Source organism: Agromyces subbeticus DSM 16689 (genome assembly GCF_000421565.1).
GTDB classification, from domain to species: domain Bacteria; phylum Actinomycetota; class Actinomycetes; order Actinomycetales; family Microbacteriaceae; genus Agromyces; species Agromyces subbeticus.
Genome location: NZ_ATXG01000002.1, coordinates 385,439 through 407,132 on the forward strand (window position 1 = coordinate 385,439; position 21,694 = coordinate 407,132).

The 21,694-nt window shown below is 69.0% G+C and carries 19 protein-coding genes; 8 read left to right on the forward strand and 11 right to left on the reverse strand.

What is annotated here, in order from left to right:
- Positions 1-16 precede the first annotated feature (16 nt).
- On the reverse strand, positions 17-2,110 hold the full coding sequence (tkt, locus tag H521_RS0105525) for a transketolase (RefSeq protein ID WP_022892032.1): 2,094 nt from the start codon (positions 2,108-2,110) through the stop codon (positions 17-19).
- A gap of 328 nt (positions 2,111-2,438) precedes the next feature.
- Here tkt and H521_RS0105530 point away from each other — a divergent pair, with 328 nt between their 5' ends.
- Entirely contained in the window at positions 2,439-3,359 is a 921-nt protein-coding gene (locus H521_RS0105530) for a heme o synthase (RefSeq protein ID WP_026481939.1), read from the forward strand.
- Between the two features lie 77 nt (positions 3,360-3,436).
- On the opposite strand, the gene H521_RS0105535 is transcribed toward H521_RS0105530, so the two are convergent.
- Both H521_RS0105535 and H521_RS0105540 read right to left on the reverse strand, forming a co-directional pair.
- The gene (locus tag H521_RS0105535) at positions 3,437-4,051 is read right to left on the reverse strand and encodes a gamma carbonic anhydrase family protein (RefSeq protein ID WP_022892034.1); all 615 of its coding nucleotides are present in this window, start codon (positions 4,049-4,051) and stop codon (positions 3,437-3,439) included.
- Positions 4,052-4,088: 37 nt separating this feature from the next.
- Complete coding sequence (locus H521_RS0105540) at positions 4,089-5,000, reverse strand: COX15/CtaA family protein (protein WP_022892035.1); 912 nt, start codon at positions 4,998-5,000, stop codon at positions 4,089-4,091.
- A 251-nt stretch (positions 5,001-5,251) separates the two neighbouring features.
- Between H521_RS0105540 and sufB the strand changes: the two genes are divergently transcribed.
- The 5 genes from sufB to H521_RS0105565 are packed head-to-tail and all read left to right on the forward strand — an operon-like array spanning position 5,252 to position 9,359.
- Positions 5,252-6,670, forward strand: a complete 1,419-nt coding sequence (sufB, locus tag H521_RS0105545; RefSeq protein ID WP_022892036.1) for a Fe-S cluster assembly protein SufB — start codon at positions 5,252-5,254, stop codon at positions 6,668-6,670.
- 14 nt (positions 6,671-6,684) lie between these two features.
- Positions 6,685-7,854 (forward strand): Fe-S cluster assembly protein SufD, encoded by a 1,170-nt coding sequence (sufD, locus tag H521_RS0105550; protein ID WP_245560937.1) that lies wholly within the window; start codon positions 6,685-6,687, stop codon positions 7,852-7,854.
- Position 7,855: 1 nt separating this feature from the next.
- Positions 7,856-8,182: a non-heme iron oxygenase ferredoxin subunit gene (locus tag H521_RS0105555; protein WP_022892038.1), complete on the forward strand. Its 327-nt coding sequence runs from the start codon at positions 7,856-7,858 to the stop codon at positions 8,180-8,182.
- A 53-nt stretch (positions 8,183-8,235) separates the two neighbouring features.
- The gene (gene sufC, locus H521_RS0105560) at positions 8,236-9,009 is read left to right on the forward strand and encodes a Fe-S cluster assembly ATPase SufC (RefSeq protein WP_022892039.1); all 774 of its coding nucleotides are present in this window, start codon (positions 8,236-8,238) and stop codon (positions 9,007-9,009) included.
- Positions 9,010-9,029: 20 nt separating this feature from the next.
- Positions 9,030-9,359, forward strand: a complete 330-nt coding sequence (locus H521_RS0105565; RefSeq protein WP_022892040.1) for a metal-sulfur cluster assembly factor — start codon at positions 9,030-9,032, stop codon at positions 9,357-9,359.
- Between the two features lie 74 nt (positions 9,360-9,433).
- Here the strand turns inward: H521_RS0105565 and H521_RS0105570 are convergent, their stop codons facing one another.
- On the reverse strand, positions 9,434-11,479 hold the full coding sequence (locus tag H521_RS0105570) for a M3 family metallopeptidase (protein ID WP_026481940.1): 2,046 nt from the start codon (positions 11,477-11,479) through the stop codon (positions 9,434-9,436).
- Between the two features lie 68 nt (positions 11,480-11,547).
- On the opposite strand from H521_RS0105570, the gene H521_RS0105575 reads away from it, so the two are divergent.
- Complete coding sequence (locus tag H521_RS0105575; protein ID WP_022892042.1) at positions 11,548-12,375, forward strand: methyltransferase domain-containing protein; 828 nt, start codon at positions 11,548-11,550, stop codon at positions 12,373-12,375.
- Positions 12,376-12,421: 46 nt separating this feature from the next.
- Here the strand turns inward: H521_RS0105575 and H521_RS0105580 are convergent, their stop codons facing one another.
- The 7 genes from H521_RS0105580 to H521_RS0105610 form a co-directional block, all read right to left on the reverse strand.
- The gene (locus H521_RS0105580) at positions 12,422-12,646 is read right to left on the reverse strand and encodes a hypothetical protein (protein ID WP_022892043.1); all 225 of its coding nucleotides are present in this window, start codon (positions 12,644-12,646) and stop codon (positions 12,422-12,424) included.
- Positions 12,646-13,092, reverse strand: a complete 447-nt coding sequence (locus H521_RS0105585; RefSeq protein WP_022892044.1) for a GNAT family N-acetyltransferase — start codon at positions 13,090-13,092, stop codon at positions 12,646-12,648. Before H521_RS0105585 ends, H521_RS0105580 begins: the two co-directional genes overlap by 1 nt.
- Before the next feature lie 9 nt (positions 13,093-13,101).
- Positions 13,102-15,684, reverse strand: a complete 2,583-nt coding sequence (valS, locus tag H521_RS0105590; RefSeq protein WP_022892045.1) for a valine--tRNA ligase — start codon at positions 15,682-15,684, stop codon at positions 13,102-13,104.
- 125 nt (positions 15,685-15,809) lie between these two features.
- Positions 15,810-17,453 (reverse strand): dipeptide ABC transporter ATP-binding protein, encoded by a 1,644-nt coding sequence (locus tag H521_RS0105595; protein WP_022892046.1) that lies wholly within the window; start codon positions 17,451-17,453, stop codon positions 15,810-15,812.
- Positions 17,453-18,328 (reverse strand): ABC transporter permease, encoded by an 876-nt coding sequence (locus H521_RS0105600; RefSeq protein WP_022892047.1) that lies wholly within the window; start codon positions 18,326-18,328, stop codon positions 17,453-17,455. The genes H521_RS0105595 and H521_RS0105600 overlap by 1 nt, the downstream gene beginning before the upstream one ends.
- Complete coding sequence (locus H521_RS0105605; RefSeq protein ID WP_022892048.1) at positions 18,325-19,308, reverse strand: ABC transporter permease; 984 nt, start codon at positions 19,306-19,308, stop codon at positions 18,325-18,327. Before H521_RS0105605 ends, H521_RS0105600 begins: the two co-directional genes overlap by 4 nt.
- Positions 19,286-20,947, reverse strand: a complete 1,662-nt coding sequence (locus H521_RS0105610; RefSeq protein ID WP_022892049.1) for an ABC transporter substrate-binding protein — start codon at positions 20,945-20,947, stop codon at positions 19,286-19,288. Before H521_RS0105610 ends, H521_RS0105605 begins: the two co-directional genes overlap by 23 nt.
- 125 nt (positions 20,948-21,072) lie before the next feature.
- Between H521_RS0105610 and H521_RS0105615 the strand changes: the two genes are divergently transcribed.
- Positions 21,073-21,468, forward strand: a complete 396-nt coding sequence (locus tag H521_RS0105615; protein WP_022892050.1) for a GntR family transcriptional regulator — start codon at positions 21,073-21,075, stop codon at positions 21,466-21,468.
- The last annotated feature ends 226 nt before the right edge of the window (positions 21,469-21,694 follow it).

The following is a 21,694-nucleotide window of genomic DNA, read 5'->3' on the forward strand; positions in this document are numbered from 1 at the left end:
CCTCTTCTGGCGCGCGTCAGGCCGACGCGAGCGATTCCTTCGCGGCGGCGACGACGGCGTCAGCCGTGATGCCGAACTCGCGGAACAGGGTCTTGTAGTCGGCGGATGCGCCGAAGTGCTCGATCGAGACCGCGCGGCCGCGGTTGCCGAGGTAGCGCTGCCACGACAGGGCGATCCCCGCCTCGACCGAGACACGGGCCGTGACCGCCGCGGGCAGCACCTGCTCGCGGTACTCGGCCGGCTGCTCCTCGAACCACTCGAGCGACGGTGCCGAGACGACGCGCGCGCCGATGCCCTCTGCGGCCAGCGTCTCGCGCGCCGCGATTGCCAACTGCACCTCGGAGCCGGTGGCGATCAGGATCACGTCGGGCGTGCCGGAAGCAGCGTCGGCGAGCACGTAGGCGCCCTTCGAGACGTTCGATGCCGCCGCGAGGGTGTCACCGGATGCCTCGCCGGCACCTCGCTCGAACACGGGGATGTTCTGGCGGGTGAGCGCGATGCCGGCCGGGGCATCCGTGCGCTTCAGGATCTCGAGCCAGGCGTAGGCCACCTCGTTCGCGTCGGCGGGGCGCACGACCGCGAGCCCGGGGATCGCGCGAAGGGTCGCGAGCTGCTCGACCGGCTGGTGGGTCGGGCCGTCTTCGCCGAGCGCGACCGAGTCGTGCGTCCAGACGAAGATCGAGGGCACCTTCATGAGCGCCGCGAGACGCACGGCGGGCCGCATGTAGTCGCTGAAGATGAGGAAGGTGCCGCCGAAGGCGCGCGTCTTGCCGTGCAGCACGATGCCGTTGACGATGGCGCCCATGGCGTGCTCCCGGATGCCGAAGTGCAGCACGCGGCCGTAGGGGTTGCCCGAGAACTCGTGGGTCGACCATTCGGTCGGGATGAACGAGGCGGCCCCGTTGATCGTCGTCAGGTTGGATTCAGCGAGGTCGGCCGAGCCGCCCCAGAGTTCGGGCAGCACGCCGGCGAGGGCATTGATGACCTTGCCCGACGCTGCGCGCGTCGACACCTCGGTGCCGCCCTCGAAGACGGGCAGCGCCGACTCGATGTCGGCGGGCAGGACGCCGGCTTCGAGCCGGTCCAGCAGGGTCTTGCGATCGGGGTTCGCCGTAGCCCACGCGTCGAAGGCGAGCTGCCATTCGGCGTGCGCCGCTGCGCCGCGCTCGACGGCGCCGCGGGTGTGCGCGAGCACGTCGTCGGCGACGACGAAGCTCTGCTCGGGGTCGAAGCCGAGCACCTCCTTCGTGGCGGCCAGTTCTGCTGCGCCGAGCGCCGAGCCGTGGATCTTGCCCGAGTTCTGCTTGCCGGGGGAGGGCCAGCCGATGATGGTCTTCAGGATGATGATCGACGGCTTGTCGGATTCGCCCTTCGCCGCTTCGATCGCGGCGTTCAGTGCGGCGATGTCTTCGATGTATTCGCCGGTCTTCTTCCAGTCGACGGTCTGCACGTGCCAGCCGTAGGCCTCGTAGCGCTCGCCCACGTTCTCGGTGAATGCGATGTTGGTGTCGTCTTCGATCGAGATCTGGTTGGAGTCGTAGATCACGACGAGGTTGCCGAGCTGCTGGTGGCCGGCGAGCGACGACGCCTCGCTCGTGATGCCCTCCTGCAGGTCGCCGTCGCCGGCGATGACGTACACGAAGTGGTCGAACGGGCTCGTGCCCGGCGCGGCATCCGGGTCGAAGAGGCCGCGCTCGAAGCGCGCAGCATAGGCGAAGCCGACTGCCGAGGCGAGGCCCTGGCCGAGCGGCCCGGTGGTGATCTCGACGCCGGCGGTGTGGCCGTACTCGGGATGCCCCGGCGTCTTGGAGCCCCAGGTGCGCAGCGACTCGAGGTCGCTGAGCTCGAGGCCGTCGCCGGCGAGGAAGAGCTGCACGTACTGCGTGAGCGAGGAATGACCGGCGGAGAGGACGAACCGGTCGCGGCCGAGCCACGCGTGGTCGGCCGGGTCGCGACGCATGACCTTCTGGAAGAGGAGGTAGGCGGCGGGCGCGAGGCTCATCGCGGTGCCGGGATGTCCGTTTCCGACCTTCTCGACGGCGTCGGCCGCGAGTACGCGTGCCGTGTCGACGGCCTGGTCGTCAATGGGTTCCCACTGCAGAGTTGCCACGATGTGCTGTTCCTTCCGGTCATGGACGGCGCCGAGAACCGATGGTCCCCGTCACCGCGGGAGTCGCTTCGGCGCGATGTGCCCGGCGGATGACCCGTTGGTCGTCGGCACCGGACGGCAATTCGAAATCCGCGCCGTCGGGCGCGCATTGCCAGTATATGGACTCCTCACGTTTCATGACCGTGACGAGAAGTTCACGCGGCCGGTTGCTGGAGGTGAGGCCCCGACTGCGTGGGGAAAGCCTTTACCCAACTCGACGACACATGATGTCATAGAATCGAACGCGGGCGTGGCGGCACATGCGCGCCCGCGCGCCGGAAGAGGAACGATGCAGGCAGCCGTAGACACCCGGGTCACCCGACCGGCGATGACCGTGCGGCGCAAGTTCGCCGCCTATCTGGCGCTCACGAAGCCGCGCGTCATCGAGCTGCTGCTCGTGGTCACGGCCCCGACCATGATCCTCGCGGAGCAGAGCCTGCCCGACCTCTGGCTCCTCGTCGCGACCCTCATCGGCGGCGCCATGAGCGCCGGTTCAGCTGGGGCGTTCAACTGCTACATCGACCGCGACATCGACCGCGTGATGAAGCGCACGCAGGGCCGGCCGCTCGTCACCGGCGAGCTGACCGATCGCGAGGCACTCGTCTTCGCCTATGCGCTCGGACTCGCCTCCATCGCCTGGCTCTGGATCTTCACGAACTGGCTCGCCGCGGCGCTCTCGCTCGGGGCGATCCTGCTCTACGTCGTGTTCTACAGCCTGATCCTGAAGCGCCGCACGTCACAGAACATCGTCTGGGGCGGCGTGGCCGGTTGCATGCCGGTGCTCATCGGCTGGGCGGCCGTCACCGAGAGCCTCGACTGGGCGCCGTTCATCCTCTTCCTCATCATCTTCCTCTGGACGCCGCCGCACTACTGGCCGCTCTCGATGAAGTACAAAGACGACTACGCGGCCGCAGGGGTGCCGATGCTCGCCGTGGTGCGAGGTCGTGCCCAGGTCGGCCTGCAGGTCATCCTCTACGCCTGGGCGACGGTCGCGTGCTCGCTGCTGCTCATCCCGATCGCCGGCATGGGCCTCGTCTACTCGGTGGTCGCCCTCGTCACCGGCGTCTGGTTCATCTACGAGACGCACCGGCTCTACAGCCTCGCCATCCGGCACGAGCAGTTCTCGCCGATGCGCGTGTTCCACGGCTCGATCGCCTATCTCTCGCTCGTGTTCCTCGCGGTCGGCATCGACCCGCTGCTGCCCTTCTGAGCGGCGCCTTCGCACCACCTCGGCCGCGATCCGCTCCGGCAGACCGTGTCTGCGGGCCCAGCCTGGACTGATGGCGGTCAGGCGTCGGATGCCTCGGCGTCGTCGACCACCCGGTCGTCGCTGTGCGCGGCGAAGAACGCCGACTGCCGCGTCATGATCTCGTGCATGCCGTGAGCCCTCGGGCTCCCGTAGACGGTGCCGACGAAGTCGAGGTCGCGCTGGATCGCCCAGATCTCGTCGTGTCGCTCGGGCGGAAGCACCGTTGCGGGCGCCCCGACAGCGACCCACGAGATCGGCACGACGGTTCCCGCGCCGAGCACCGTGTTCACCTGGACCACCGCATTGATGCGCACCTCGGCACCGTGCCCGATGCTCGCGCCGGGGAAGACCGACGCGCCCGTGGCGATGAACACCTCGTCGGCGAGCGTGGCGCCGTTGACGTGCGAATGCGGACCGATCATCACGTGATCGCCGATGACCACGTCGTGTCCGGCTCGTCCGCGAAGCAGCGCGTGCTCCATGACGACGCATTCGGCGCCGATGCGGATCGCTCCGTCTTCGGCACTGAGCACCGCGCCGTGCAGGATGCGGCTGCCCGCCCCGACGGTGACGTCGCCCGACAGCACGGCCGTCGCGGCGATCGTGGCGGTCGGATGCACGACCGGCCGGTGGCCTCGATGTTCGATCAGCATTCGTGACCCCTCAGATCGCCCGGTCGAAGTTCCGCGTTCAGCGGGCCGGTGCCACGGTGGCTTCGCCGACGGCCCGCTCCGTCTCGACCGGAGTGACCGGGCGCTTCAGCCGCACGATGACGATGGTCATCGCGGCCGCCGTGAGCGCGGCGAGCACCATGTGCACGCCGACCGCGAACGGCGGCAGGCCGTTGCGCGCCTGGTAGAGGCCCACCCCGACCTGCACGAGTTCGATGGCGAACAGCGCGATCGACCACCGCAGCGTGGGCAGGCCGAGTCGCCACGCCACGACGACGAGCGCGACGGTCAGGGCGAGTAGCGCGTAGCCGGGCCAGGCATGGATGTGCTCGAGGATCTCGAAGTCGAAGCCGGAGCGCCCCGCCTCGGCATCGCCCGAGTGCGGGCCCGAGCCGGTCGTCAGCACGCCGAACACGATCGAGACGAGCAGCACGGCGCTCGTGGCATGGGTGAGCCCCGCGTACCAGCCCGGCACGGCTCGCTCGCGTGCCCCGGCGGGGGAGTCCATGCGGTCGAGGAACGCGGCGGTGACGCACACGAGCGCGAGCGAGGAGAGGTAGTGGAAACCGACGATGAACGGGTTCAGGCCAGTCCAGACCGTGATGCCGCCGACGATGGCCTGGGCCACGATGCCGACGCCGACGATGAACGCCAGCACGTAGAGGTCGCGCCGTTCGCGACGGATGCGCCAGACCAGCACGAACACGATGAGCGCGATGATGCCCACGATGCCCGTCATCATGCGGTTGCCGAACTCGATGATGGAGTGGTAGCTCAGCTCGTCGGTGGGAACCAGTGAATCGGCCGTGCAGGTCGGCCAGGTGGGGCACCCGAGCCCCGACCCCGTCAGGCGCACGGCGCCACCCGTCGCGATGATCGTGACCTGGGCGACGAACGAAGCCCAGGCGAAGGTGCGGAGTGTGCGGGTCACGCGGGTTCGTTCCTGATCCGGATCGCGCTGTGACGGCACTGGGAGTCCGGTTCGGCACCCCCGCGACCCTGTAGACTTGATGGGTTGGCGGGCCCGTCGACTGCGCGAGACTGCGCGTGTCGGGCCGTAAGCCATCTTAGGTTGGCAAGAGCGCCACCGGGCACATCATCACCCACTCAACGAGCACCTCGACTCACGAGGGGAATGAGCCGGCCTGATAGCCGGTTGTACCGGAGGAGAAGAGGGAGAGCATGACGGACGTACTGATCGACCGACCGGAACTCGAAGGACTCGGTACCTACGAGTTCGGCTGGGCCGACTCCGACACTGCCGGGGCATCAGCCCGACGCGGCATCTCGCCGGAGGTGGTCGCCGACATCTCGGCACTGAAGAGCGAACCCGAATGGATGCTCCAGCGACGCCAGCGCGCGCTGCAGCTCTTCGAGCGCAAGCCGATGCCCACGTGGGGTGCCGACCTGTCGGAGATCGATTTCGACAACATCAAGTACTTCGTGCGCTCCACCGAGAAGCAGGCCCAGACCTGGGAAGACCTGCCCGACGACATCAAGAACACGTACGAGCGTCTCGGCATCCCCGAGGCAGAGCGCCAGCGCCTCGTCTCGGGCGTCGCCGCCCAGTACGAGTCCGAGGTGGTCTACCACCAGATCAACGAAGACCTCGAGCGCCAGGGCGTCATCTTCATGGACACCGACACCGCGCTGAAAGAGCACCCCGAGTTCTTCGAGGAGTACTTCGGCACCGTGATTCCCGCGGGCGACAACAAGTTCGCCGCGCTCAACACTGCGGTGTGGTCGGGCGGCTCGTTCGTCTACGTGCCGAAGGGCGTGCACGTCGAGATTCCGCTGCAGGCCTACTTCCGCATCAACACCGAGAACATGGGCCAGTTCGAGCGCACGCTGATCATCGCCGATGAGGGCAGCTACGTGCACTACATCGAGGGCTGCACGGCGCCGATCTACAAGAGCGACTCGCTGCACTCGGCCGTCGTCGAGATCATCGTGAAGAAAGACGCACGCGTGCGCTACACGACGATCCAGAACTGGTCGAACAACGTCTACAACCTCGTCACCAAGCGTGCGACCGCTGCCGAAGGCGCCACCATGGAGTGGATCGACGGCAACATCGGCTCCAAGGTCACGATGAAGTACCCCTCGATCTTCCTCATGGGCGAGCACGCCAAGGGCGAGACGCTCTCGGTCGCCTTCGCGGGCCCGGGCCAGCACCAAGACGCCGGCGCCAAGATGATCCACATGGCGCCCTACACGCAGTCGTCGATCGTCTCGAAGTCGATCGCCCGCGGCGGCGGCCGGGCCGGCTACCGCGGCGAGGTTCGCATCGACGCCAACGCGCATCACTCGGCGAACAGCGTCGTGTGCGACGCGCTGCTCGTCGACACGATCTCCCGCTCCGACACCTACCCGGCGATCGACATCCGCGTCGACGACGTGAAGCTCGGTCACGAGGCCACGGTCTCGAAGGTCAGCGAAGAGCAGCTCTTCTACCTGATGAGCCGTGGCATCGATGAGACCGAGGCCATGTCGATGATCGTGCGCGGCTTCATCGAGCCGATCGCCCGCGAGCTGCCGATGGAATACGCGATGGAACTCAACAAGCTCATCGAGATGGGCATGGAAGGCAGCGTCGGCTAGGAATGACCGATCAGATGACCAGCACAGCCATGCCCACCGCCGCCCAGCACGGCCTCGTCGCGCACTCCGACGGCGCCTTCGTGCCCGTGCAGACGCGTTCCGAGCGTTTCCGCTCGGTGAACGTCGCCGACTTCGCTCCAGTGCACGGCCGAGAGCGCGAGTGGAAGCTCTCGCCGGTCGCCGCCTTCGCCGACCTCACCGGCGGTGAGCTCGACGGCGCGCGACTTCCGATCGAGACGACGGATGTCCCCGGCATCGCGTTCTCGTACATTCCGCGTGACGACGCCCGCATCGGCACGGCGGGCACGCCCGAGGAGCGCGCGAGCGCCAACGCGTGGTCGACCTTCGAAGACGCCCTCCTCATCTCCGTCACCGGCGAAGACGAGAAGATCGCGTTCGTGACCCGTACGGGGCTCGGCGACACGCCCCGGGCTGCACACACCGTCATCGAGGCCGCGCCGAACAGCCGTGGTTTCGTCGTGCTCGCCGGCACGGGGGCCGCCCGTCTCAGTGAGAACGTCGAGATCCTCGTCGGCGCCGGGGCATCCCTCACCGTCGTCTCGCTGCAGGAATGGAGCGACGAGGCCGTGCATCTCTCGAGCCAGTTCGCGCGACTCGGCCGCGACTCGTTCCTGAAGCACATCGTGGTCTCGCTCGGCGGCAGCGTCGTTCGCGTGAATCCCTCGACCCACCTCGCCGAGCAGGGCGCCGACATCGAGGCCCTCGGCCTGTACTTCGCAGATGCCGGCCAGCACCTCGAGCAGCAGGTCTACGTGCACCACGACGCGCCGAATACCAAGAGCCGCGTGACCTACAAGGGCGCGCTGCAGGGTGCTGGTGCTCGCACCGTCTGGGTCGGCGACGTGCTCATCGGCAACGCCGCGGTCGGCACCGACAGCTACGAGCAGAACCGCAACCTCGTGCTCACCGAGGGCACCCGTGCCGACTCGGTGCCGAACCTCGAGATCGAGACCGGCGACATCGAGGGCGCCGGGCACGCGAGTGCCACGGGCCGGTTCGACGACGAGCAGCTGTTCTACCTCATGGCTCGCGGCATCCGCGAAGACGAGGCTCGTCGCCTCGTCGTGCGTGGCTTCCTCACCGACATCGTGCAGAAGATCGGCTCAGCCGACCTCGAAGCCCGCCTCACGGCGGCGATCGAGTCCGAATTGGAAGGCCGCTGACATGGCATCCGTGCGCGTGTGCGCCATCGATGACCTCGCCGTGAACGAGGCGTCCCGCTTCGTGCTCGAGGGAGTGCCGATCGCCGTCGTGAAAGACGCCGCCGGCGATGTGTTCGCCATCGGCGACACCTGCACCCACGGCGACATCTCGCTCGCCGAGGGCTTCGTCGAAGACGACACCCTCGAGTGCTGGGCCCACGGCTCCATGTTCTCGCTCAAGACGGGCAAGCCCTTGACGCTGCCCGCGTACGAGCCCGTCCCGGTCTACCAGGTCGAGCTCAAAGACGGCGACGTCCACATCGATCCCGCCGTCACCCTGACCGTCTGACACACCCTTCTCCGGCCCGGAACGGCCGGCAACCGAAAGAGATCATTACGAACATGTCCGTTCTCGAGATCAAGAACCTCCACGTCAACGTCGAGACCGACCAGGGCACCCGCGAGATCCTGCGCGGCGTCGACCTCGTCATCAACGAGGGCGAGATCCACGCCATCATGGGCCCCAACGGCTCGGGCAAGTCGACACTCGCGTACACGATCGCCGGCCACCCCAAGTACCAGGTCGTGCAGGGAGAGATCCTGCTCGACGGCGAGAACGTGCTCGAGATGTCGGTCGACGAGCGTGCTCGTGCCGGCCTCTTCCTCGCCATGCAGTACCCCGTCGAGATTCCCGGCGTGACGGTGACGAACTTCCTCCGCACAGCCAAGACGGCGATCGACGGCGAGGCGCCCGCGATCCGCGGCTGGATCAAAGACGTCCGCGAGTCGATGGCGAACCTCAAGATGGACTCGGCCTTCGCCGAGCGCAACGTCAACGAGGGCTTCTCGGGCGGCGAGAAGAAGCGCAACGAGATCCTGCAGCTCGAACTGCTGAAGCCCAAGTTCGCGGTGCTCGACGAGACCGACTCGGGTCTCGACGTCGACGCGCTGAAGATCGTCTCCGAGGGCGTCAACCGTGCGCACGCCACCTCGGGCCTCGGCGTGCTGCTCATCACGCACTACACGCGAATCCTGCGCTACATCAAGCCCGACTTCGTGCACGTGTTCGTCGCCGGCCGCATCGCCGAGCAGGGTGGTGCAGAGCTGGCCGATCGTCTCGAAGACGAGGGCTACGACCGCTACCAGGTCGCTGAAGCAGCGGCCACGGCCGAATAGGGCGAGAGTAGAATCGCATCATGGTCACCTCTCTCGCACCTGAGCGCTACGACGAGGTCGAAGAAGCGCTGAAGGACGTCATGGACCCCGAGCTCGGGGTCAACATCGTCGACCTCGGCCTCATCTACGACCTCGGCTGGGACGACGAGAACGACGCCCTCGTCATTCACATGACGCTCACGAGCGCCGGGTGCCCCCTGACCGATGTCATCGAAGAGCAGACGGCCGAGGCGCTCGACGGCACCGTCGACGCGTTCCGCATCAACTGGGTGTGGATGCCGCCGTGGGGTCCAGAGCGCATCACCGATGACGGCCGCGACATGATGCGGGCGCTCGGGTTCGCGATCTGAGTCGACTCGATCTGAGATCACTCCCGCCATCGTCGGATGCCTCGTGCAGCACGCTGCACGAGGCATCCGTCGTCTCAGGCGAGGCCGCGCCGGCTCAGGAGCGCTGCGATGTCGGGCTCGCGACCGAGCAGTCGGCGGATCGACTCCCGTGGGTCGCGGGAGCCACCCGGTGCGAGCACCTCACGGCGGAATCGCTCGCCGTTCTCCCTCGTCGCACCGCCGTTGGCCTCGAACCACGCCATGATGTCGGCGCCGGGCACCTCGCTCCAGATGTAGAAGTAATAGCCCGCGTCGTAGCCGCCAGCAAAGATGTGCGCGAAATAGGTGCTCGAGTACCTGGGCGGAACAAGCGGGTCATCGAGGCCCGAGGCCGCCAGCGCCGCTCGCTCGAACGCGGCGACATCGGTCACGGCCGCCGCCTCGTCGGAGCTGAGCCGATGCCAGGCCTGGTCGAGCGTGGCCGCCGCGAGGTACTCGGTCGTGGCGAACCCCTCGTTGAAGGTGCGTGAGGCGAGAAGGCGGTCGACGAGGTGCTGCGGCATCCGCTCGCCGGTCTCGTGATGCACGGCGTAGTTGCCGAGGATCTCGGGTCGGAGCACCCAGAGCTCGTTCACCTGACTCGGCAGCTCGACGAAGTCGCCCTCGACGTTCGTACCGGACGCGGACGGATGCGCCACGCTGGAGAGCAGGCCGTGCAGCGCGTGCCCGAACTCGTGGAACAGGGTCTCGGTCTCGTCGAGCGTCAGTAGGGTCGGCTCGCCGTCGGCCGGCTTCGGCACGTTGAGGTTGTTCACGACGACGGGCAGCGTGCCCTCGAGTTCGGACTGCTCGACGAGCGAGCTCATCCACGCGCCCCCGCGCTTGGAGTCGCGCGTGTAGAGGTCGAGCAGATAGAGGCCGACTGTCTCGCCGGTCTCTTCGAACACCTCGAAGACGCGCGTCTCGGGGTGATAGCCGACGAGGTCGGTGCGCTCGACGAACTGCAGACCGTACAGCAGGGTGGCGGCATGGAAGACGCCGTGCTTCAATACTCGGTCGAATTCGAGATACGGGCGCATCTCATGCAGGTCGACGTCGTATCGATCGCGGCGCACGATCTCGCTGAGCGCCGCCCAATCGGACGCGATGAGTGCACGACGGCCGAGGGCCGCGGCCCGCTCGGTGAGCGCTTCAGCCTCTCGGCGCGCGTTCGCCGTTGCTGAGGGCACGAGGCGTTCGAGCAGCCCGGCGACCGCTTCGGGGGATCCCGCCGTCTCGTCGATGGCGACGGCGGCCGCGTGATTGCGGAAGCCGAGCAGGCGCGCACGGTCGGCGCGGAGACGCACGAGCTCGAGCAGCACCCCGCGTGTGTCGTGGTCGCCCCCGCGGCATCCGCGTGACCGTGACGCGGCGAACAACCGATCGCGCACCGAGTCGCGCTCCAGTTCGGCGAGTGCCGGCTGGGCTGTCGGGAGCACGAGCGTGATGAGCCAGCCGGGCAGGCTCCGATTGATCGCCGCCTCGCGTGCCGCTGATCGTCGACCGGCGTCGAGCCCATCGAGCTCCGCCGCGTCGAGGAGGTGCAGCGCGAGCTCGTTCGTCTCGGCGAGCAGCCGCTGCTGGAAGGTGGTCGTGAGCTGCGAGATGCGAGTGTTGAGGGCGGTGAGCTCGGCTCGTGCCTCTGCGTCGAGGGCCGCGCCGGCAAGCGTCGCCCTGCGGTGGTATCGCTCGAGCAGGTGCACCGACGCAGCGTCGAGTCCGAGCTCATCACGGCTCGCGTGGAGTTCGACGAGCCGCGCATAGAGACGCGGGTCGAGCCGATTGGCGTCACGGTGCGCGGCGAGCCTCGGTGCGAACTCGACCTCGAGTTCGTCGATGGCCGCGCTGCTGTCGGCCGAGCTCGCGTTCTCGAACACGGGCAGCACGCGTCGCAGCAGGGCGCCCGAGCGCTCGAGGGCCACGATGGTGTTGCCGAACGTGGGGGCAGCAGGGTCGGTAGCGATCAGCTCGACCGCCGCGCGCTGCTCGTCCATGCCGAGCTCGATCGCCTCGCGGAAGTGCTCAGGGCGGATGAGGGCGAACAGCGGGAGCAGGTGCGGGAGCGGACTCGGCTGGAGCAGCGGGTTCGATGGATCGCTCATCAGTCCACCGTACTTGCCATCGGGGCGAGGCCGGTCGCCATCGCGCCCCGTGAGCATATGCTCGGAGCATGAGCATCGAACGGCCCGAGAACGCGCCCCGCGACGAGTACACGCACGGGCACCACCCGAGCGTGCTGCGCACGCATTCCTGGCGCACGGTGGCGAACTCGGCGGCCTATCTCGAACCGCACCTTCGGGCCGGCGCACGGGTGCTCGATGTCGGCAGCGGCCCCGGCACGATCACGATCGACATCGCGCGACGGGTGCGACCGGGCACGGTGGTCGGCATCGACGCATCCGCCGACGTCGTGGCGCACTCCACGGGACTGTCGCAGAGCGAGGGCGTGGCGAACGCCGAGTTCGCCGTGGGCGACGCCTACGCGCTCGGCTTCGACGACGACACCTTCGACATCGTGCACGCGCACCAGGTGCTGCAGCACCTCGGTCGCCCCGTTGACGCGCTGCGCGAGTTCCGCCGGGTCACCAAGCCGGGCGGCATCGTGGCGGTTCGCGACGTCGATTACGGCGGCGTGATCTGGAATCCCGCCTCGCCCGGGCTCTCGCGGTGGCTCGAGCTGTACCACGCGGTGCACGAGTGGAACGGCGGCGAAGCCGACGCCGGCCGACGCCTGAAGAGCTGGGCCCGTGAGGCCGGGTTCACCGACATCGCCTCGACCGCCACCAACTGGGTGTTCGCCACCGAACTCGAACGCGAGTGGTGGGGCGGCGCATGGGCCGAGCGCGCGACCGAATCGCAGTTCGCCGCGCACGCGATCGAGTCGGGGCACGCGAACCCTGACGAGCTGCGGCGCATCGCCGAGGCGTGGCGCGCCTGGGCCGCCGACGCCGACGGCTGGCTGATGATGCCGCACGGCGAGATCATCGCGCGCGCGTAGCCGTCACGAGCGGCGACCGCGACCGAGGCCGCCGGCGTTGGGGTTGTTACCAGTCTTCGTCGGCGTCGTGCGCGTCGACGATCGTCTCGCGCACGACCGTGCCGTCGTCGAGCTCGGCGATCGGCCGGCCCTCGAGCCAGGTGAGCGTCCAGTGACGATTCTCGCCGTCGCCGGTGAACGCCGTCTCGGCAGCCGCGATGCGCTCGCGCAATTCGACCGGCACGGATGCCGGTGGCTCGGTGCCGAAGGCCCAGCGGGTGCCGAGCCGCATCAGGCGTCCATCTCGTAGGTGACCCAACTCGTGCGCCGGGCGAGCTGATCGTAGACGCGCTGGGCGTCGGCGTTGTCGTCGGCCGTGATCCAGCTGACGCCACCGGTGCCGATCTCGGCCGCCCGGGCGTGCACGTGCTCGATGAGCGCCCGGCCGATGCCCGCGCCGCGTGCCGACTCGTCGACGTACAGGTCGTCGAGGTACATGCCGCGGGTCGCGCTGAGCGAGTGCGGCACCGCGCGGAAGTGCGCGAGCCCGACCGGACGGCCGTCGTCGTCGACCGCGAGCGCTGCCTGGAGCGGCTCGGCCTCGTCGCGGATCCAGTTCCACACGATCAACGCCTTGGCGTCGTCGAGCTCCGTCTCGTAGAAGCTGCAGTACGCCGCGAACAGCGGCAGCCACCCGAAGAAGTCGTCGTCACCGGCCGATCGGATCTCGTAGCTCATGGTTCCCCCTTATTCCGACTGCGCCTCGAAGACGACGTCGCGGACTTCGAACGTCTCGGCTTCGACGAAGCCGAGCTCGGCGATGCGCCCCACCGCACGCAGATCTGATTCGACCGACTGCAGCAGCGCCATCGTCACGGCCGGAGCCGCGATCGCGGCACTCGCCACTGGCGTCTTCTGCGAGGCCTTCGCGTCGGTCTTCGCACGCCGGATGCCGGTCAGTGCCAGGCCGGCGAGCTCGAGAAGCTCGACGCCGGCCTCGCCGCGAGCGGCGAGTTCGTCGACGACGGGCCACGACGCGAGGTGCACCGAGCCGTCGTGCGACCAGCGCCAGGCCTCTTCTGTCGCAAACGGGATGACCGGGGCGAAGAGACGCAGGAGCACGTCGAGCGCCGTCTTGAGTGCGGCCACCGCCGAGGCCTGCTCGGCACTCGGAGCCCCGTAGGCGCGCTCCTTGACGAGCTCGAGATAGTCGTCGCAGAAGGTCCAGAAGAACGTCTCGGCGAGTTCGAGGGCGCGGGCGTGGTCGTAGCCGTCGAGCGCGCGGGTGGCGCGGTCGACCACGACGGCCAGCTCGGCGAGCATGCTGCGGTCGACCGGCACGGTCACCGGGGCATCTGCTCGCCCGTCGAAGCCGAGGATGAACTTCGCGGCGTTCAGCACCTTGATGGCGAGGCGACGGCCGATCTTGACCTGGGTCGGATTCTGCGGGTCGAAGGCCGCGTCGGTGCCGAGGCGCGAGGATGCCGCCCAGTACCGCACCGCATCGGAGCCGTGCTGGTCGAGGAGACCGGCCGGCGTGACGACGTTGCCCTTCGACTTCGACATCTTCTTGCGGTCGGGGTCGACGATGAAGCCCGAGATCGAGGCGTTCGCCCACGGAGCGACGCCGTGCTCGAGCTCGGCCCGGAGCGTCGTCGAGAACAGCCAGGTGCGGATGATGTCCTGACCCTGCGGGCGCAGCGAGTACGGGAAGACCAGTTCGAAGAGTTCGGGGTCGCGCTCCCAGCCGCCCGCGAGCTGCGGGGTGAGCGACGACGTCGCCCACGTGTCCATGACGTCGTGCTCGCCGATGAAGCCACCGGCCTCGCCGCGCTGCGACTCGTCGAAGCCCGGTGCGGCGGCCGACGAGGGGTCGACGGGCAGCATCTCACGGGTCGCGACGATCGGCTCGTCGAACTTCGGGTCGCCGGCCGCATCGAGCGGGTACCAGACGGGGATCGGCACGCCGAAGAAGCGCTGGCGGGAGACGAGCCAGTCGCCAGAGAGGCCGCCGACCCAGTTCTCGTAGCGCACGCGCATGAAGTCGGGGTGCCAGTCGATCTCACGGCCGTGCGAGAGCAGTCGCTCGCGCAGCGCCTCGTCGCGCGCGCCGTTGCGGATGTACCACTGGCGGGTCGACACGATCTCGAGCGGCTTGTCGCCCTTCTCGAAGAACTTCACGGGGTGCGTGATCGCCTTCGGGTCGGCGAGCAGATCGCCCGAGTCGCGGAGCTGCTGCACGACGGCCTGCTTGGCCGAGAACGTGGTCTTGCCGGCGAGCTCGGCGAACGCGGCGAGGCCCGACTCGGACGAGATGACATCGGGGGCCTCGGCGATGACGCGGCCGTCGAAGCCGATGATCGCGCGGTTCGGCAGGTCGAGCTCGCGCCACCACACGACGTCGGTGATGTCACCGAAGGTGCAGATCATCGCGATGCCGGTGCCCTTGTCCTTCTGGGCGAGGTGATGCGCGAGCACGGGCACCTCGACGCCGAAGACCGGGGTCGTGACGGTCGTGCCGAAGAGCGGCTGGTAGCGCTCGTCATCGGGGTGTGCGACCAGGGCCACGCACGCGGGGATGAGCTCGGGCCGGCTGGTCTCGATCTCGACCACTCCGCCGTCGGGCCGGTGGAACGACACGCGGTGGTAGTGGCCCGGCTGCTCGCGGTCTTCGAGCTCGGCCTGGGCGACCGCGGTGCGGAACGTGACGTCCCAGAGGGTTGGGGCGAGGGCCTGGTAGGCCTCGCCGCGCTCGACATTGCGCACGAAGGCGAGTTGCGAGGCGAACAGCGACTCCTCGCCGATCGTGCGGTACGTCTGGGTCCAGTCGACCGAGAGGCCGAGCTGGCGCCAGAGCGCCTCGAACTGCTGCTCGTCTTCGACGGTGAGGCGCTCGCAGAGCTCGATGAAGTTGCGACGGCTGATCGGCACCTGATCGGCGGCCTTCGTCGACTTGCCATCGCCGCCCTCGAACGGCGGCACGAAGCCCTCGACGTAGGCGAGGGTCGGGTCGCAGCGCACACCATAGTAGTTCTGCACACGACGCTCGGTGGGCAGGCCGTTGTCGTCCCAGCCCATCGGGTAGAACACGCTCTTGCCGCGCATGCGCTGGAAGCGCGCGACGACATCGGTGTGGGTGTACGAGAACACGTGGCCGATGTGCAACGAACCCGAGGCCGTGGGCGGGGGAGTGTCGATCGAGTAGATGCACTCGCGAGTCGCCGACTCGCGGTCGAACCGGTACGTGCCCTCGCGCTCCCACGCTCCGCCCCAGACGGACTCGAGCCCTTCGAGTGCGGGCTTGTCGGGAATGCGCGCGGTGTCGGTCATGATGCTCCGGTTCGATGTATACGGCACCGTGTCGGTGATGAGGTGCCTGAATATGCCTCGATGAAGCCTACCCGAGTGCGCGCTGCGAGCCGCCTGATCGACGGCGCTGCGTCGGCAGGGGTGCGTCAGATGCCGAGGCGGGGGGCGTCGGCCACCAGTTGCGCGGTGTAGGAATGCTCGGGCCGCACGAATACCCGTTCGGCGTCACCGGACTCGACGATGCGACCGGCGCGCATCACGGCGACGCGGTCGGCCATGTGGCGCACCACACCGAGGTCGTGGGAGATGAACAGCAGCGCGAGTCCGCGCTCTCGCTGCAGTTCATCGAGGAGGTCGAGGATCTGCGCCTGGATCGTGACATCGAGCGCAGAGACGGGTTCGTCGCAGATGAGCACGTCGGGTGACGCCGCGAGGGCGCGAGCGATCGACACCCGCTGGCGTTGCCCACCCGAGAGCGTCAGCGGCCGTCGGTCGGCGACGGATGCCGCGAGGCCGACCTGATCGAGCAGTTCACGGAGTGCGAACGCGGGAGCATCCCGGCGCCCCCGGTCGGCGGCATCGGCGAGGATGCGCCGCACACTCCAGCGCGGATCGAACGAGCTCAGCGGGTCCTGATAGATCGCACCGATGCGATGGCGGGCCGGTCGCCGGCGGCGCTCATCGATCGTCGACCACTCCTGCCCGTCGAGGAACACCGCGCCGTGGTCGGGTGGCGTGAGCGCGAGAGCGAGGCGCGCCACCGTGGTCTTGCCCGAGCCGGACTCGCCGACGAGGCCGAGCGTCTCGCCTCGTCGCAGCGAGAGCGAGACGTCGTCGACCGCCGTGAACCGGCCGCCCGGCACGGGGAACGTCTTCGTGACATGATCGATCGCGAGCAGGGCGGCGGCATCCGCCGACGGCGGCGTGCGCGCCGACGTTGCCAATGGGGCGGCACCGGGCGCCGCTCCGATGCCCGATTCAGACGACGACAGCCTCGCGCCGCGCGGTGAATCCGCCGGAACCGCCGCGATGAGGGCCTTCGTGTACCGCTCGCTCGGGTCTTCCAGCACCTTCCGCGCAGTGCCCTGCTCGATGATCTCGCCGTCGCGCATGACGAGCACCCGGTCGGCGAGCCGGCCGACGACGGCGAGGTCGTGGCTGATGAGCAGCACACCCGTGCCGCGTTCGCGGATGCCGGCGATCAGCGCGAGGATACGGGCCTGCACCGTGACATCGAGCGCGGTCGTGGGCTCGTCGGCGATGAGGAGCGGCGGATCGAGCGCGATCGCGCTCGCGATGAGGGCACGCTGACGGAGTCCGCCCGAGAGCTCGCCCGAGCGACGGCCGGCCGCGAGCTCGGGGTCGGGCATGCCGACGTCGGCGAGCAGTTGCAGCATCCGCGCTCGGCGTTCGGCCGCCGACATCCGCCGATGAATGCGCAGCGGGTCCTCGATCTCACGCCCGACGGGTCGTAGCGGGTCGAGGGAGACGAGTGCGTCCTGCAGGATCAGACCGGCGCGCGCGCCGCGGACGTCTCTCCACGTTCGCTCGCTCGCCGCGCCGAGTTCCTGCCCCGCGACGACCAGGCGCTCCGAGCTCGTGCGGGAATCGGGGCCGGCCATGCCGAGGAGTGCGCGTGCCGTGACGGACTTGCCCGACCCGGACTCGCCGACGATGGCGACGCACTCGCCCGGCAGGATCATGAGGTCGACGCCGCGCACGACCTCGGCGCCGCCGAAGGCGACGCGCAGCGACGCCACGTCGAGCACGGGCTCGCCAGCATCCGTCATCATCGTCCGCTCCGTCCGCGTCTGGTCATGGCCCGGCCGAGCACGGTGGTCGCGATCGTCGTGCCGACGATCATGAGACCCGGAAAGACGGTCATCCACCACGCGGTCGCGAGATAGGTGCGCCCGGCAGCGAGCATCGCGCCCCACTCGGCGGCCGGGGGCTGCGCGCCGAGGCCGAGATAGCTGAGGGCCGCAGCCCAGACGATGGCCTGCCCGATGCCGAGGGTCGCGAGCACGAACAGGGGGATCAGCGCGTTCGGCAGCACGTGCTGCGCCAGGATTCGGCCCGGTGCGCGACCGAGCACCCGCGCGGCCTCGACGTACTGCGAGGAACGGATCGAGACGAGCTGCCCGCGGATGATGCGCGCGTAGCCCGGGGCGGTGGAGAGCCCGACGGCGATCGTGGCCGTCACCGGCCCCGGCCCGTAGACGACGATCACGAGCAGCGCCAGCAGCAGCCCCGGGAACGCGAAGAGCACCTCGACGAGCCGGTTGACACCGAAGTCGACAACCCGGCCGCCGAAGCTCGCGAGCACCCCGAGCACGAGCCCGAGCGCGAGCCCGATCGCGGTCGCGGTCACGCCGATCAGCAGCGACGTGCCGGTACCGGCGACGACCCTGCTGTAGAGGTCGCGCCCGGACTCGTCGGTACCGAACCAGTGCGCGATCGAGGGCGGCTGGAAGGCGTCGGCGGCGGCGATCTGGTTGGGATCCTGCGTCGCGATGAGCGCAGGGGCGATGCTCGCGGCCAGGAGGAAGAGCACGAAGGCGCCCGAGAGCAGCGTGCCGATGCGGGGCATCCGGCCTCGCGGCCGAGCGGGCAGGTGGTCTGCGGATGCCTCGACCGTCGTCTGCCGCAGCTCGAGTTCGCTCATCGCGCACCCTCCTGACGCAGTCGCGGGTCGGCGATGCGCGAGACCACATCGGTGAGCACCGTCATCAGCACGTAGACGAGCGCGACGAGCAGCACGACACCCGTCACGACGGGGATGTCGCGGAGCGTCACGGCCTGCAGCAGTGTGCGGCCCAGACCGGGCATGGCGAAGATCGTCTCGACCACGACGGCACCCGAGAGCAGCCAGCCGAGCGCCCAGCCCGACAGGCTGATCGCGGGCAGCGCCGCGTGACGGATGGTGTGCCGCAGCCGCACGCCGAGCGCGCTCTCGCCGCGGGCGCGCGCCGAGACGACGAACGGCTGCTGCATCGTGTCGAGGAGGCTCTCGCGCATGACCTGCGCGAGGAAGCCCGCGAGCGGAACGGCGAGGGTCACGACCGGGAGGACGAGGCCGCTCGGCGTGCCGGTCGCCACGGGCGGCAGCCAGCCGAGCCCCGTGCTGAACACTGCGATCAGCACGGCGGCGAGCCAGAAGTGCGGCAGCGCCGCCGACGTGATCTCGATGCCCTCGCCGAGTGCCGAGGCGACGCGCCCCCGGCCGGTCGACCAGATCGCGAGGCCGAGCGCGAGGAGCCAGGCGAGCGCGAGCGCGAGCGTCGCGAGCAGCAGGGTGCCGCCGAGCTGCGCACCGAGCAGGTCGGCGACCGGGAGCTTGAGCGCGTACGACGTGCCGAGATCGCCGGTGACGAGTCGTCCGAGCATCGCGAGGTATTGCACGAGCAGCGGCTGATCGAGGCCGTAGTCGCGGCGCACCTGGTCGAGCGCCTCCTGCGAGGCCTGCGAGCCCGGGCCGCCGAGGATGGCCTGCGCCGGGTCGCCCGGGATCAGGCGGATCGCGAAGAAGGTGAGACTCGCCACCGCCCACAGCACGAACGCCGCACCGGCCACGAGCAGGCCGGTGCGGCGAAGTGCCGCGCCGTTGACGCGACTCGGGCGATCAGCCGGCGAGCCAGGCGTCATAGAAGGTCGGTGTCGACACGGTCGGCAGTGCCCGCGCACCCTGCACCGAGGTGCTCATCAGGAAGCTGTTCTGCTGGTCGTAGAGGGGGAGCAGGTAGTACCCGCCGAGAATGAGGCGCTGCGCCTTCTCGTAGCTCGCTGCTCGAGCCTCGGGGTCGCTCGTCGCGGCGGCGTCGGAGAGCAGTGCGTCGACCTCGGGGTCGTTCAGCTGGGAGAGGTTCGCGAAGTAGCCGCTCGGGGCGGGCGTGATGCTGTCGGAGTGGTACAGGATGCGGAGCACGTCGGGGCCGACCTTCGTATACGGGGCACTCACGATCTCGTACTCGTGCGCCGCGAGTGCGCCGTACCAGCTCGACAGGTCGAGCAGCTCGATGACGACGTCGAAGCCGGCCGCCTTCGCGGTCGCCTGCACCTGTTCGAAGAGCGACTGCTCGGCGGGAATCGACTGGTTGGTGCTCACCGGGAAGCGGAGCGTCAGCCGAGCACCGTCGCGCACGCGGTAGCCGTCGGCGTCGCGTTCGCTCCAGCCCGCTTCGTCGAGCAACGCGTTCGCACGGTCGAGGTCGGGCTCGAAGAGCGCCTCGTCGGAATAGGCGACCGACTCGACCGACGACAGCGGCGAGTACGAGCGTTCGGCCGTACCGAAGAAGAGGGACTCGATGCCCTCGTCGACCTCGACGGCGCGGATGAACGCCTCGCGCACCCGCTCGTCGTCGAAGGGCGCCTGGCCAGAGTTCAGTTCGATGCGATTGGCCGCACCGGGGCGGGGGGCGTCGAGCCACACGAGGGAATCGTTCGACTCCGCAGTCGAGATCGTGTCGGGCTGGGGGTTGTCGATGACGTCGACCTGGCCGGCCTGCAGGGCCGCGTAGCGCGACGCAGCGTCGGGCACGAAGCGCCAGTCGATCGCCTCGAGGTAGGCGGGGCCTTCGTGCGCGGCGTCGGCGGGCGCAGAGGCGTAGTCGTCGTTGCGCACGAGCGAGACGTGGTCCTGCTTGACCCACTCGTCGACGATGAATGGGCCGGTGCCGATCGGAGCCTGGCAGTTCTCGTCCATGCCGCGGGCGAGCCCGGCCGGCGACTCGATCGCGGTCCAGGGCTGCGTGAGCGATTCGAGCAGGGCGCTGTCGGGGGAGCTCAGCACGAATCGCGCGACCTGCTCGTCGACGACCTCGACCCGATCGACCTTGCCGAGCGCGAGGTAGCCCGTCGACGACTGCGTCGCGGGGTCCTTCAGGTGCTCGACGTTGACCTTGACCGCCTCTGCATCGAGCGGCGCGCCGTCGGTGAAGGCGACGTCGTCGCGAAGCGTGAACTCCCAGGCGAGGCCGTCGTCGGAGGCCGTCCAGGATTCAGCGAGCCACGGGATGATCTCACCCGTCTCGTCTCGCGAGACGAGGGATTCGAGGAATTGCCCGGCGAGGAGCGCCTGGGGGTAGTTGCCGCCGACATGCGGGTCGAGGCAGGTCGGTTCGGCGTCGCCGCTCGCGTAGCTGAGTGTGCCGCCCTGCACCGGGTCTCCGGATGCCTCGGGCGCGGGCGCCTGGCACCCGGCGAGCGTGACGGTCGCCACGAGGGCGACGCCGATCGCGCCGAACCTCCGGGTGGTCGAGGAGGTGGTCACGGGTGCAGCACGCATCGGAATCCTTGCGATGAGGGGAGTGGGCGGGCTCTCGTCGGCGCGGGCCCGAACCCATCCTGACACCGCCGCGCAGCGTCGACAAGGAGCTTGTTCTATATCGACTAGAACAATACGATATAAGCGTGCTGATTCGTCTCGATCCCTCCCACGAGACCCCGTTGTTCGAGCAACTCGCCTCCGGCATCCGCGCCTCGATCATCGACGGCCGACTCTCGGGAGGCGAGCGGCTCCCCGCCGCGCGAGAGCTTGCCGCTTCGCTCGACCTCAATGTGCACACCGTGCTGCGCGCCTACCATCGGCTGCGCGACGAACACCTCATCGAGCTACACCGGGGGCGCGGTGCCATCGTCTCGGTGCGCGTCGGCGGTCGCAGCGCGCTGGCCGGCGCCGTGCACGACCTCGTCGACGAGGCCAAGAACCACGAGCTGCCCGAGGCCGCGCTCCTCGCCCTCGTGCGCGAGGCCTACCGATCGGCGCCCCAGGCCTCTGGCGTGCTGCGGCCCATGCCGACGCGGTAGTCTTGTCTGCAACGACATCGATCCGGCTCATGGGCCGGCGCAGTAGTCGTCAAGACACAACGACAGAGATCCGGCCATCACCGGGGAGTCTTCGGAAGAACCCGAACGGGTGCCATGCGGCATCCGCTCGGTGGTAGAACCGAACGGGGCGGCCCGTCACAGCCGGCAATGAGGGGCGAACCGGTCGAGAGACGCGGTTCGCAAGCGAGGTGGTACCGCGGCGGTC